This window comes from Nosocomiicoccus ampullae, assembly GCF_001696685.1.
In the GTDB taxonomy this organism is placed as follows: Bacteria; Bacillota; Bacilli; order Staphylococcales; family Salinicoccaceae; genus Nosocomiicoccus; species Nosocomiicoccus ampullae_A.
The window spans coordinates 1-14050 of the sequence record NZ_MBFG01000012.1; the positions used below are offsets into that span (position 1 = coordinate 1).

Genomic DNA, 14050 nt, shown 5'->3' on the forward strand with positions numbered 1-14050 from the left:
CAATATATTAATATCTCCACCAATTATTACGTCCTTTTTTAATAAAGTAGAAGCTCTCGCAATTTCACTGGGTGTCTCACCAGAAGAAGGAACAAGAATCTCGCCTCCTTTACTTTTAACAGATTTAGGCTTCTCTTCTACAGTTTCCTTAATATCGGTTATTTCTATCTCAAAGTCTGTATAAAGGTTTCCATATCTCATAAAAGGAGTTCCTGATTCTACAATGTCTTTTTTAGAATAGCCTTTCCCTTTCGAAAAATTCACCATTTCATGTAACTCTCGCTGCTCCCAATTTTCACTAAATATAGCGTTTAGATGTTGATACTACTAATCTTACCTCATACATGAACTATGGTTGAATACTGCTTTTCGAATGACAACACTATTACTCTCAAATTATTCATTATTACTCTTCATACGCGTAAATTAAAGTTATTTCTAATGTATAATATACTCACTAGGTATTTTATTTGGAGTGAGTGTATGAGGTTTACGGCTGAAGAGACGATGGAGCGTCGTTTGATTGAAGAGTTAACTAAGAATGTGTCTCAGTGGACGTATCGTGATGATTTACGGACTGAGGATGATTTGTGGGAGAATTTACGTCATAAGTTGAATATGAACAATAAAGCGGTTTTAGATGATGTGCCGCTTTCTGATAAGGAGTTTGAGCAGATTAAGAACGAACTGAGTTTCCCGAACTTTTACCGTGCGGCTGAGTTTTTAGCAGGTGAAAATGGGATTGCGAATGTACGTGTCGTTCGTGATGATCCGCGTGTCGGTGAGATTCGTTTAATGGTCATGAATAATCGTGATATTGCAGGTGGTTCGTCTTCTTATGAGATTATTAATCAGTATCAAGCGAGTAAGACGAGTAGTACGGATCGTAATCGTATTTTTGATGTTACACTTTTAATTAATGGGTTACCGATGATTCATATCGAACTTAAAAATCGTTCGACGTCTTATATGGATGCATTTAGACAAATTGATAAGTATTCTGGTGAAGGTAAGTTTAAGGGAATATTTTCTTCGATTCAAATGTTTGTTGTGACAAACGGTGTTGATACGCGCTATATTGCGGCAGCCCAAAAAGGGAAATTGAACTCTAAGTTTTTAACACGCTGGGTGGATGAGAATAATAAACCAGTGAATAACTACTTAGACTTTGCGAAAGATGTACTATCTATTCCACAGGCACATAAAATGGTCGGACAATATTCTGTATTAGATAGTGAGAGACGTTCGATTATTTTACTAAGACCCTATCAGATCCATGCGATTGAAGCGGTTCAAGATGCTTCTAAGCTACATAAATCAGGCTATGTATGGCATACGACAGGTTCTGGTAAAACATTAACGTCATATAAAGTCGCGAGAAACTTATTACTTATGAATAGCATTGAAAAAACGATATTCATCGTTGACCGTGTGGACTTAGATCAGCAAACGGGAGACTCGTTTAAATCTTATTCAGCAACTGATGTTGTGTCGATTGATGATACGGATAACGTAAATGATTTAATTAAAAAATTATATTCGAAAGATAAGACCGTCATCGTTACGACGATTCAAAAATTAAATCACGTTATGCGTCGTTATGAAGGTAATGAAGATAGTCCAAAGTGGAAATCGATTCGAGGTAAGAAACTCGCATTTGTTGTGGATGAGTGCCATCGTGCAATATCACCGAAAAGACAAATGGAAATCGAGAAGTTTTTTAGAGAATCATTATGGTATGGATTCACTGGAACGCCAATATTTGAAGAGAATGCTAAAGAGGTATTTGCAGATCTTCCACGTACAACAGAAGAGCAGTATGGAGATTGTCTGCACAAATATACTGTAAAAGAAGCGATTCATGATAAGGCAGTACTCGGTTTTCAAATTGAATATAAGAGTACATTTACAGAAGACGAATTAAGAGATCATGTGGATCGACAATATAACGGTACTATTACGGACTTTGATGATTTAGAACCAGTAGAACAAGAAGAACTAATTAAAAAAGAAGCATTTGAAACAATCGGTCATAAATTAACAGTTATCGACCAAATTGTTAATAAATCGCGTCATAAATTTGGCATGCATAATGAGATTGGAAAACAATATAGTGCGATATTAACGACTTCATCGATTGCGAGTGCTCAAGATTATTATCGTTTATTTAGAAAAGTGATCAACGATGAATCCGAAGTTAAAATTTCAGAACAAGTGAAGAAACGACTTCCAGATTTCCCGAAAGTTGCGATTACGTATTCTATTTCAGAAAACGAAGAGCATTCGTTTAAAAATCAAGAATACATGAAAGAATCGATGGAAGACTATAACGAAATGTTTGGAACGAACTTCACATTAGACCAAATTGGTGCGTATAACAGAGACGTGAACCATCGTCTTGCAAGAAAACAAGACAAGTATAAGTTCAGAGAAGAGCAGTTAGACTTAGTCATTGTTGTAGACAGATTATTGACAGGATTTGATGCACCGAGTTTAGCTATTCTATTTATGGATCGTTATCCGATGCCACCGCATCATTTAATACAAGCTTTTTCTAGAACGAATCGATTATATGATGAAGGTAAAAAGTACGGTCAAATTATGACGTTTAGAACGCCATATACTTTTGAAGAAAAGGTAAAAGAAGCGCTTTTCTTATATTCAAACGGTGGAGAATCATTTGTACAAGCACCGAAATGGGAAGAGGCGTTTGATAGTTTTAAAGAAGCGTTCGATGAATTAATGCATATTGCACCGAAGCTAGAAAGTATCGATTTATTAACAGAGATTACGAGTAAGAAGATGTTTGCAAAAGCATTCCAAGCGTTTGATAAGAAGTTCCAAGAGCTTCAAGTATACTCTGATTACACCGAGGAAATTGCTGAACAATTTGGAATTACGAATGAGAAGCTGGAAGACTACACTGCGAAATATAACAACATAATCGAGGAAATTAAAGCAGAATCAGGTGGAGACGATGAAGACGACGATATCATCATCGACATTGCATACGAAATAAACTCAGTTTCAAAAGATACAGTCAACCATGAATATATATTAGGGCTTATTCAAAGTGTAATGGAAAGTCGTATTACTCAAGATGAATCAAAAGAACGAGTCGAAGCAAAACAGTCAGAAATTGAATCATACATTTCAGATTTAAAACAGTCGAATGAAAAACTCGGGTATCTCGTTGAAGAACTTTGGAAAAATATTAAACAAAATCCAGAGAAATATGATAAAGAAGACGTTCTGATTCTTTTTGAACAACTGAAAGAAGAAGAAAAAGAGAGTGTTGTAAAAAACTTTGCGTATAAGTACGCTGTAGACGAGAACGATTTAATGTTTGTCGTTGATAACTTTAAAGTCTCTTCAGATAATCAATTAGGAGAAAATGACTTGATTAAATCAAGAGATTATCAAGCATATAAATCAAGAAACGAAGATGCTGTAAAACCTATGAAATATCGTCGTAAGCTGAAAGAAAATTTAAAAGACGTATACATTAAAGAAATCGCGCCGCTATATGAAAGATAAAAAACTGTCCAAGAAGCTAACAACTGTTAGCTTCTTTTTCATTTCTGTAATTTTATAGCACTTCTTTGCTACACTATCCCTATATACAATTTTGGAGACGATGTTTATGAAAATTGGTGTAATTTCTGATTTGCATGTTGATAGATATCATAATGATGAAATTAACGAATCGACGTTTCTACGTGAGGTTTCGAATGAGGTGCGCCGTCTTGTGCTCGATTTACTCGTTATCGCCGGAGATATTTCAAATGATCATAAAGAATCGCAACGATTCACTCAAGCAGTTGAAGGTATGACGGGTGTGAAGGTGATTTTTATCCCCGGGAACCATGATTTTTGGAATGCGAGCGGAGATGATAAGTCGTCGTGGGAGATTTACGATTATTTTAAGCACCAGCCGAATTCTCTCTTGGAGAAACCGTATATTATTAATGATGAGTGGGCAATTGTCGGGAGTCCTGCGTGGTATGATTATTCGTTTGCGAGCGAAAGATTTTCTTATGAGGAGTTAGAGCGCCGAACGTTTAAAGGTGGTCATTGGCAGGATAAGTTTAATATTGACTTTAAAATCTCAGATGTAGACGTTGCGAACTATTTTGCAGAACTTACTAAGAAAGATCTTGAAAAAGTTAAAGATAAAAAAATTATCCTCGTTACACATGTTGCAACGAATAAGAAATTTCGTGTTCCAATGCCTCATAAAATATTCGATTATTATAATGCATTTATGGGTACAACAAAATATGACGATTTCTACAATGAATATGATATTCAATATAGCGTTTCAGGCCATATTCATTTTCGTCATAACTTTATAGAGAATGGCGTCACATATATATGTGCGTGTCTCGGTTATAGAAGAGAATGGAGATCGAAAGAAATCACAAAAGAGATACGTGATGCGATGTATGTCATTCAAATCTAGGACAGAGGAGGACTATTTTCTTTTAAAGAGTGTGTAAACTCGCTTATTCGATTTGTAAAAAATAAAAACGCTTAAAATTTTGAGTATTTTAGAAAGAGGTAAGTAATCATGAAAGCGAAGCTATTATTTTTATCTGCTGCAATGGTGATGTTAACCGCATGTCAGTCACCAACTGATGACAAAGCCGAAGATACAACAGCTGAAAAAGATGAAAAAACTGAAGAAACGACTCAAGAAAATACGTCAAAAGAAAATGAAACAAAAAAAGATAATGCAAAAGAAAATACAAGTAATCAAACAGATACGCTACAAAAAGACGCTACTAAAGGTGAAGTGACGACAGAACACTACTCAAATGTCGTTGATGGTATTTAAGTAGATATTGAGATTACTGCAGACAAAGAAAATGATATTCTTTTAACTCTACATCAAGTTGAAAAAATCCCGTATGAATACTATGACTTAAAAAATGAAGAAGAAGCCAATCAACTTGTTGATCAAGAAAATGCCTATCATGATCAATTACTATCAGACCTTCCGGATGACGTCGCAAAAGTGACTGCAGAAAACCTTCCAGACGAAAAAGCTTTAAAGTATGATAAGTTCTATAACTACTCTGACCCAGAGAACGTCCAAACATTTATAGCGTATGATATCGTTGAGGGTAATGGAACAGAAGAAACTGTCAGCTATGAGTCATTCATCGAGTCATTAAAAGAGCTTGGAGTGATTGAAGATGATTCTGCTTCAAATTCTAACATAGATAAAAAAGCGCTAGACGAAAAAGTACTACTCGTTGCTGATAAAAAAGATGTTGAGAAATACGACAAGTATTATTATGAAGCAAGTAATGATGTAGAAGATTTTTATAAAATGTATGTCGTAGATACTGAGAAAGATCAAATACTCTATGAAGTACAGATGTCTGAAGTTGCATACAAAGATATAAATGTTGAAAATAAAAAAGATGCAGAACAATTGATAGAAGAAAAGAGTAAAGAGTTTGAAAAAGCATTAAACGGAGTTCCTAAGGATATAGCAAGTGTTGAAATTGTTAACGATGAAGAAAGTGAAATGATAAAAGTTTTCCACATCGTAAACTACGATTCTCCTGAAAATGTTAAAGCATTAGCAGATGCGAATGTAGTAACGGCAGGTTACAATGGTACAGATTTTGTAAGCCATTCACAAACAGTAGAAACTCTTAGTAAATCGGGTGGCATGAAAGAAGTAAAATAAGATGCGGTAATACTGAAAAAGGATAAGTTCTTCTGGACTTATTCTAATACATAATATTTTATCGTATAATAGATAGAAATGAAAAAGGGAGATTTTAATAATGAAACTAAGAACGATACTATTATCTTTAATGGTTATAGTACTTGTTGCATGTAATAAAGGTCCATCAGAACACGTGTTTACAGGGACGATTGACGACATGGACGTTCAGTCAACAGTAGTCGTTGAAGGTGACGATATACAGTCAGAGCATCTCGTATATGAGTTGTCTTATGAAGCAGGCGGTATCGAAAATGACGATGAAGCAAAAGAAGCAGCAGAGGTTCAAAGAGAAACATATGAAAGACTTGCAAGTAACGCACCCGACGGAGCTGTTAAAGTGAATGTCGAAGTCGATGAAGAAAAACAAGCAATCATCATGACATTTGACTTAGATTATACAACACCTGAAAATGTTCAAGGATTAATCGAAGTTGGTTTCCTTGATGGTGATAAATCAGCGTCAACAGTAAGTTTTAAAGAAACGAAAGAACAATACGAAGCAGACGGTCTAAAAGAACAGGAATAATCGATTGTGTGTGTTTTATCAACAGCGTAATAGCTGTTCGTATATAAGCAATTTATGTTACGATATAACACGTACAATGTTAAAAGGTATGTGCTTATATTGAAAATTATTAAAATAATCACTTTACTCGCTCTAGTACTCGTGCTCACTGCATGTGTGTCTACAAAAAAGTCCGTATTTACTGGAACGTTTGAAGAGTATAATCGTACAGTGACGGTATATCATAAAGACAATGTGGTAACAAAAGAGATTTACGAAACGACCGCACCTTTAAAATACTGGGGCTATGAGACGACAAAAGACGCGAGAGAGTCCTTACAAGATGAAAAACAAAAACTAAAAGAAAAATATGAAAAATTACCAAGAGGTACTGTGAAGTTTGACTTTGCAGTAAATAGTGATGATACAATCACTCAAAAGATGGTCATCCTTTATGATGATAAAAAACTCCGCGCACTTATTAAAGAGGGTATCGTAAATGAACGCGCTGAAATGAGTGACGGGAAAATCAGTTTTAATAAGCATAAATTCATTTTCGAGCGAAATGGTTTAACGCTAGAAGAATAAAACACGTGTGTCCCACCATAGAGACGCACGTGTTTTTTAATGTTTTTTATTATTTTACTTTTATTTCTTCGTACTTGTTAAACCATTCTGGGTACGCCTTTTTAAAGTTTACTGGACGAAAACCAGTTTCTGTCTTTTTACCGACGATACATGTCACTTCACCGTCCGCACACGTTTCACGTGCTTCATTGACGATTTCGAATCCGTACGTCACGCGAATTCCGGTGTTCTTTTCTACCCACGTGCGTACAAATGCACGGTCGCCATATATAATCGGATTTTTGTACGTAATATTGACGTTGTGAATCGGTGCGACGAATCCTTCTTTTTCCATTTCAACATAACTAAACCCGAGATCTTCAATTAATTGAATTCTCCCAAGCTCTAGCCATTTTATATAATTTCCGTGATACATCACACCCATCATGTCCGTATCTGCATATAATAATTGGATTTCAGTTTCAGCAACGTATGCCATATGTGTTGACCTCTTTTCGGTTATAAAAATAAATTTGGATATTTATAATATTATCATATCGAAATGTAAGGTGTGATGCTTTAAAAAAGAATGAAGTATGAGTTCTCTGGACTCTTTCGATGTTAAGTATCTTATAATGGCATGTTATAAAATTACAAATATTTTTTAATAATAAAATAGTATGCTATTATATAAGTATATAAATCAGAATTTTTAAAAAACATATTATTAAGGAGATGATTTCGATTTTTAATTTTTATTATCTAATCAGCAGTATTATTTATCTCATCATTTTAACTTTCGCTCATTATTCATCGCCTGAAGGTATAAAACCTTCGTTTTACATACCTGTTACAATAATTTTTATGTTAATTATTTTATTACTACATAACAAAAATAAGCATCAAGGAAGAGAATAAAAATATATGAAAGCCAAATGTTATCTACAGATCCATATATTTTCGAGCAAAATGGTTTAACGCTAGAAGAATAAAACACGTGTGTCTCACCATAGAGACGCACGTGTTTTTTTGTGTTCTTTTCGACTCACGTGCATACAAATGCACGGTCGCCGTATATATTTGGATATTTATAATATTATCATATCGAAATGTAAGGTGTGATGCTTTAAAAAAGAATAAAATAAGAGTTCTTCTTGACTCACTAGATGTTAAATGTCTTATAATAGTATGTTATAAAATTACAAAAGGAGAGAAAATTTTGACGGATAATGAAGGCAAACGGTTAACAAATGTATTTAAAGTCTCTGTAGTAGTCGTCCTTCTGCTTGTATTGATAGGTGTATTTTTCCCAAAGGAGTTTGGAAATATTGCTGGAAAAATAGCGAATGCAATTTCAGTCAATCTCGGCTGGTACTATATGATTATTATGACAGGATTTATCTTTTTCTGTATCTTTTTATCGCTCAGTCCTATCGGAAAATTAAAGCTCGGTAAGCCCGATGAAAAGCCAGAATTCAGGACGATTTCTTGGTTAGCGATGTTATTTAGTGCAGGAATGGGAATTGGTTTAGTGTTCTATGGTGCGTCTGAACCAATTAGTCACATGGTGAATCCTTCAACTGGTGAAGGTGGAAAAGATCAAGCACTCGAAGCAATGCGTGCGACGATCATGCACTGGGGGATTCACGCTTGGGCAGCGTACGGAGTAGTTGCGCTTGCATTAGCTTATGCAGCATTTCGTAAAGAGGAGAATGGTCTAATCTCTAAAACATTACGTCCAATCTTTGGAGATAAGGTGGATGGATGGCTCGGAACAATCATTGATGTTCTCGCAGTCTTCGCCACAGTCGTTGGTGTTGCGGTCTCTCTTGGTGTCGGTACACTTCAAATTAATGGGGGACTCACGTACTTATTTGGAATTCCAAACGGATTCTCCATTCAACTTATCATTATTATTGTTGTTACAATTCTCTTTTTACTCAGTGCATATACAGGATTATCTAAAGGGATTCAATTGTTAAGTAATACTAATATGGTGCTTGCAGGAATTTTATTTTTAATCGTATTAATTGTAGGTCCTACACTTGCGATTTTCACAATGATGACTACGTCAACGGGGGTCTATTTACAAGAATTTATGTATCAAACTTTAGACTCAGGTTTTAATAACCCTCAGAAATCTCAATGGTTGCAAGACTGGACGATTTACTACTGGGGTTGGTGGTTAAGCTGGACGCCATTCGTAGGTGTATTTATTGCACGTGTGTCTCGAGGGCGTACAATTCGAGAATTCGTCCTAGCAGTTATGCTCGTACCAACATTAATTGCGATTGTTTGGTTTAGTGTATTTGGCACGACAGGGATGAGTATCGCATTACAATTCCCAGGGATAGCAGAACTTGCACCAGAAGAGCAACTATTTGCGATATTCGATAAACTACCACTTGGAACGTTACTATCGGTGATTGCGATTTTCCTAGTTGCAGTATTCTTTATAACGAGTGCAGACTCAGCCACATTCGTTCTTGGTATGCAGACATCTAATGGTTCATTACAACCATCTACAATCATGAAAGTCATATGGGGTATTTCTTTATCTGCAATTGCAGTTGTATTACTACTTGCAGGGGGAGAAGAAGCACTAAGTGCGATTCAGTCTGCTGCGATTATTGCCGCATTACCGTTTAGTGTCGTCATAATTTTAATGGTAATTGCGTTCTTTAAAGATGCAAATAACGAACGTAAATATCTCGGTCTTACAATTCGACCAGACGAGAAGCAGATGAAAGAGTATCTATCAAGAACGCCACAAGAGCATAGTCAAGATATATTAGACTATATCGATGAAACAAGCGACCAAAAAGGTATATAAAAGGAATCACCATACGGTGGTTCTTTTTTCTTTGTCAAAATTTACACACCACCAGTGATGACTTGAAGTAGTTATGGTACTATTGACGTAACTAGGAGTGAGGCAATGCGTACGATTAAAAAGATTTTGCTATCTTTTTTACTCATACCGGCTGTGCTACTGTCACCGATGACAGCAGTCGCAAATGAAACGTCGGTCAGCCCGTACTTAATGGATATGATCGATGTACGATTAAGTGAAAATAGTGAAGAAAATGAAACACATGTAAATAACATCATCAGTCGATTAAATCGAATTGACCAGCGTATTTTAGAAAACGTATCTCAGAGTGGTGTCACGATAATACTATCGGATTTACCGATGACGGAGTTCCCGGAGTTTAGTAATTTAAAAGGTGTCGTACCACGCGGACATACTGATACGTGGGATAACATACCAGGGCTCGGAGGATTCCAGTCGTATGTAAGAGTCGGAGCGAGTGAACCTGGAATTAAAAATAATCACGGTGACGTGAATTTAGAATTACACGAGTTTGGACATATCGTCGACAGCTTTTTAGTCGACGGAACGACGATATCTAAAGAAGATGAATTCGTTCAAATTCATGCTGAAGAATATGAAAAAATGTTCCCAGGGCAACCGTATTTTAAATATGTCGAAGAGTATTTTGCAGAAAGTTTTGCGTATTATTATTTAAGTCAAGATACGCGTAATATATTATCATCACGCGCTCCAAAAACGGCAGCATTTTTAGAAAATATGCACCGTAAAGTGTTTACGATTACTGACGTAAAAAGCGATGGTTTTTCATTATCATGGGATGATTATAGTGGAGAATATTATAACGTGATTGTTAATGGTTCTGTCGTTCACAGGACACAAGATTTAACAGCAGTCGTCGATGGTCTTGAGCCGAGTACGCTTTATGAGGTGGCTGTTGAAGTACGTGATAAAAACGATAACGTCATCGACAAAACGTACGTCGAATCGATTTATACGACCGCAAAAGCAAACGTCGAGACAGACCGTTTGAGTGCGTTACTCGTTGAAGTTGGAAAAGTGCCTGAGAGTAATATCACACCAGAGTTAAGAGAAGCGAAAAAAGAAGCGGCGATTATATTACAGCGCATAGTAAATGAAGATATTTCGCAAGAAGAAGTCGACGATGCGACGGCTAACTTAAGTGACGCATATCAAATCTTCCAGCCAAGAATTATGGAGAAAAATATTCAAGGTGAAGAAAACACGTTTACAAGTGAAACGTCCCACGTCAAAACAATGCCAAAACATATGACGTGGATCGTAATTTTAAGCGTCTCAGTCGTGCTTATTTTATTAGCAATCGTTTATTTATATTATTCAGGTCGAGAAGAAGATTAAAAACAGTTACGATTTTCGTAACTGTTTTTTATTTGTGGAGGTATTTCATTGACTTGAAATATACCCATATAGGGTATATAATAGGGTTATAAATGGTAAAGAGGTGACGACGTGCAAAGAGATAAAACAATTCGACACGATGAAGAAAAGACGAAACTTATCAATCGTTTGAGTCGTATTGAAGGACAAGTACGCGGTGTGGAACGTATGGTAGAAGAAGATAGGTACTGTATGGATATTTTAATACAAATTCGTGCGATCGAATCTGCACTCCATAACGTTGGACTTGAAATTACTGAACGCCACATGAAACACTGCGTAACAGATGCAATTCAAACAGGTGAAGGTGACGAATATATCGAAGAGTTAATGCGTATTTTAAAACAATTTTCAAAAAGTAGGTGAGTGAATGAGTGAGAAAAAAGAAACGCTCAAAATTACAGGTATGACGTGTAGTGCCTGTTCTTCACGTATTGAAAAAGTACTAAATAAAATGGACGGCGTAGATGCACAAGTGAACCTCGCGACTGAACTCGCGACAGTTAAATATGATAATGACAAGTTATCGACCAAAGACGTAAAAGATAAAATTAAAAACCTTGGATACGACGTTCAAATGAAGACGTCAGAGTTTAATATTACAGGTATGACGTGTGCGTCTTGTTCATCTCGAATCGAAAAAGTACTAAACAAAATGGATAGTGTCGAAACAGCGACTGTTAACTTAACGACAGAAAAAGCGACAGTAACATATAACGAACAAGAATTATCAGAGTATGACATTATTAAACGTATCCAAAAAATTGGATATGATGCTGAAACAGTAGAAGATGACACAGACAGTGCTACTAAAAAAGATGAAGCAACTGAAAAGTTAAAACGAAAAGTCATTATTAGCGCGATTCTTTCGGCACCACTTTTACTGACGATGCTCGATCACTTATTAGGTGTTCACTTACCAGCAATTTTCATGAACCCTTGGTTTCAGCTCGCATTCGCAGCACCCGTACAATTTATAATTGGTTGGCAATTTTATAAGAGTGCCTATAAAAATTTAAAAACATTTAACGCGAATATGGACGTACTTGTTGTTATGGGTACAAGTGCAGCATTCTTATTCAGTTTATACGAGACGTATAAATGGATGAGATTTGGTACAGAACCACATTTATATTTTGAAGCGTCAGCAGTTATTATTACATTAATCTTATTCGGTAAATATTTAGAAGCGCGTGCAAAATCCGAAACGTCTAGTGCAATTTCAAAACTTCTTGATATGCAAGCGCGAGAAGCAAGAGTCATTCGTGACGGAAAAGAAGTAATGATTCCTGTTGAAGAAGTTGTTGTTGACGATATATTAATGATTAAACCTGGTGAAAAGATACCGGTAGATGGTATTGTCTTAAAAGGAAACTCATCAATCGATGAGTCGATGTTAACAGGTGAATCTATTCCAGTCGAAAAAAATAAAGGTGACGAGTTAATTGGATCGACTGTAAACGAAAACGGTACATTAGAAATGCGCGCGACGAGAGTGGGTAAAGATACTGCACTTCAATCTATCGTAAAAATCGTTGAAGATGCACAAGGTGTGAAAGCACCTATTCAGCGTATGGCAGACGTTATTTCAAACTACTTTGTGCCAATCGTTATTGGAATTGGAATTGTGACATTTATCCTTTGGTATTTAATTACAGGTAAAGTTGAACCAGCACTTGTTGCGAGTGTGTCAGTATTAGTTATCGCATGTCCATGTGCGTTAGGTCTCGCAACACCAACGTCAATTATGGTTGGTACGGGTAAAGGTGCAGAGCAAGGAATTCTCTTTAAAGGTGGAGAACACTTAGAGAAAACTCACCAACTCGACACCATCATTTTAGATAAGACAGGTACAATCACGAATGGTACACCAGAAGTAACAGATTATACTGGTAGTGATGAGACATTACAATTGCTCGCAAGTGCAGAGAATCATTCCGAGCACCCGCTCGCAAATGCAATTGTTAAATACGCTAAAAGTGAAGGACTCGAATTATTATCTGTCGACGATTTTAAAGCAATACCAGGTCATGGTATTGAAGCGACGATTGAAAGTAAAGAAGTGTTAGTTGGTACGAGAAAACTAATGCGTGATCGAGCGGTTAATTTATCAGCAGCAGATGATATGGAAGTCTATGAATATGACGGTAAAACAGCGATGATTGTCGCAGTAAACGGAGAATATAAGGGCACGATTGCTGTACTAGATACTGTAAAAGATACTGCAAAAGAAGCGGTAAAATTACTCCATGAAGACGGCTTAGAAGTCGTCATGTTAACTGGAGACAATAAACGTACAGCAGAAGCAATCGCAAGAACAGTCGGAATTGATACAGTCATTGCAGAAGTTTTACCAGAAGAAAAAGCAGAAGTAGTTAAAGAATACCAAAAATCGGGTAAAGTAGTTGGGATGGTTGGTGACGGTGTAAATGATGCACCAGCATTAGCACTTGCTGACATTGGTATTGCGATTGGAACAGGGACTGACGTTGCGATTGAAGCAGCGGACTTAACAATACTCGGTGAAGACTTAACACTCATTCATAAAGCAATTTCACTGAGCCATAAAACTATTCGTAATATTAAGCAAAACTTATTCTGGGCGTTTTTCTATAATACACTCGGAATACCAATCGCAGCCTTAGGACTTTTAGCACCATGGGTTGCTGGAGCTGCGATGGCATTTAGTTCAGTGAGTGTAGTATCAAATGCATTACGATTAAAACGTGTAAAATTATAGGAGTGATTATATAATGGAATCAATTATTAAAGTCGAAGGTATGACATGTGGTCATTGTAAACAGGCTGTAGAAACAGCATTAAACAATTTAGATGGTGTACAATCAGCAACAGTTGACTTAGAAAACGGCGACGTTACAGTCAAACATGAAGACAGTGTTACGAAAGAAGCAATGTCAGAAGCAATCGAAGATCAAGGCTACGACGTTGTGTAATTGAGTATACCCCTCGCATCACTCGGTGA

Annotated in this window: 12 protein-coding genes and 1 pseudogene; 11 read left to right on the top strand and 2 right to left on the bottom strand. The window is 36.3% G+C overall.

Annotated features, from left to right (window positions below; genetic code table 11):
- Positions 1-267: pseudogene (locus tag BBS29_RS05975) on the bottom strand (restriction endonuclease subunit S); the annotation flags it as partial.
- Between the two features lie 216 nt (positions 268-483).
- Between BBS29_RS05975 and BBS29_RS05980 the strand changes: the two are divergent.
- The 6 genes from BBS29_RS05980 to BBS29_RS06005 all read left to right on the top strand — a co-directional run bounded on the left by BBS29_RS05980 (position 484) and on the right by BBS29_RS06005 (position 6836).
- A complete protein-coding gene (locus BBS29_RS05980; RefSeq protein ID WP_068130124.1) occupies positions 484-3537 on the top strand; it encodes a type I restriction endonuclease subunit R in 3054 nt (1017 codons plus the stop codon).
- 106 nt (positions 3538-3643) lie between these two features.
- Complete coding sequence (locus BBS29_RS05985) at positions 3644-4462, top strand: metallophosphoesterase (protein WP_068130127.1); 819 nt, start codon at positions 3644-3646, stop codon at positions 4460-4462.
- Positions 4463-4570: 108 nt separating this feature from the next.
- Positions 4571-4837, top strand: a complete 267-nt coding sequence (locus BBS29_RS05990) for a hypothetical protein (protein ID WP_068130130.1) — start codon at positions 4571-4573, stop codon at positions 4835-4837.
- A 180-nt stretch (positions 4838-5017) separates the two neighbouring features.
- Positions 5018-5701 carry a hypothetical protein gene (locus BBS29_RS05995; RefSeq protein WP_068130131.1) on the top strand — a complete coding sequence of 228 codons (684 nt, stop codon included), beginning with the start codon at positions 5018-5020 and terminating at the stop codon, positions 5699-5701.
- Positions 5702-5801: 100 nt separating this feature from the next.
- Positions 5802-6269: a DUF1307 domain-containing protein gene (locus BBS29_RS06000; RefSeq protein WP_068130134.1), complete on the top strand. Its 468-nt coding sequence runs from the start codon at positions 5802-5804 to the stop codon at positions 6267-6269.
- A gap of 99 nt (positions 6270-6368) precedes the next feature.
- Positions 6369-6836, top strand: coding sequence for a DUF1307 domain-containing protein (locus BBS29_RS06005; RefSeq protein WP_068130137.1), 468 nt, complete (start codon positions 6369-6371; stop codon positions 6834-6836).
- 49 nt (positions 6837-6885) lie between these two features.
- Here BBS29_RS06005 and BBS29_RS06010 read toward each other — a convergent pair whose 3' ends face one another.
- Positions 6886-7314, bottom strand: a complete 429-nt coding sequence (locus tag BBS29_RS06010) for an acyl-CoA thioesterase (RefSeq protein ID WP_040928576.1) — start codon at positions 7312-7314, stop codon at positions 6886-6888.
- Positions 7315-8034: 720 nt separating this feature from the next.
- Here BBS29_RS06010 and BBS29_RS06015 point away from each other — a divergent pair.
- The 5 genes from BBS29_RS06015 to copZ all read left to right on the top strand — a co-directional run bounded on the left by BBS29_RS06015 (position 8035) and on the right by copZ (position 14021).
- Positions 8035-9648 carry a BCCT family transporter gene (locus BBS29_RS06015; protein WP_371327363.1) on the top strand — a complete coding sequence of 538 codons (1614 nt, stop codon included), beginning with the start codon at positions 8035-8037 and terminating at the stop codon, positions 9646-9648.
- A 105-nt stretch (positions 9649-9753) separates the two neighbouring features.
- Positions 9754-11028: an anthrax toxin lethal factor-related metalloendopeptidase gene (locus tag BBS29_RS06020; RefSeq protein ID WP_068130140.1), complete on the top strand. Its 1275-nt coding sequence runs from the start codon at positions 9754-9756 to the stop codon at positions 11026-11028.
- 111 nt (positions 11029-11139) lie between these two features.
- On the top strand, positions 11140-11433 hold the full coding sequence (locus tag BBS29_RS06025) for a metal-sensitive transcriptional regulator (protein WP_068130143.1): 294 nt from the start codon (positions 11140-11142) through the stop codon (positions 11431-11433).
- A gap of 4 nt (positions 11434-11437) precedes the next feature.
- Positions 11438-13807, top strand: a complete 2370-nt coding sequence (locus BBS29_RS06030) for a heavy metal translocating P-type ATPase (RefSeq protein ID WP_068130144.1) — start codon at positions 11438-11440, stop codon at positions 13805-13807.
- A gap of 13 nt (positions 13808-13820) precedes the next feature.
- Positions 13821-14021 carry a copper chaperone CopZ gene (gene copZ / locus BBS29_RS06035; protein WP_083302093.1) on the top strand — a complete coding sequence of 67 codons (201 nt, stop codon included), beginning with the start codon at positions 13821-13823 and terminating at the stop codon, positions 14019-14021.
- The last annotated feature ends 29 nt before the right edge of the window (positions 14022-14050 follow it).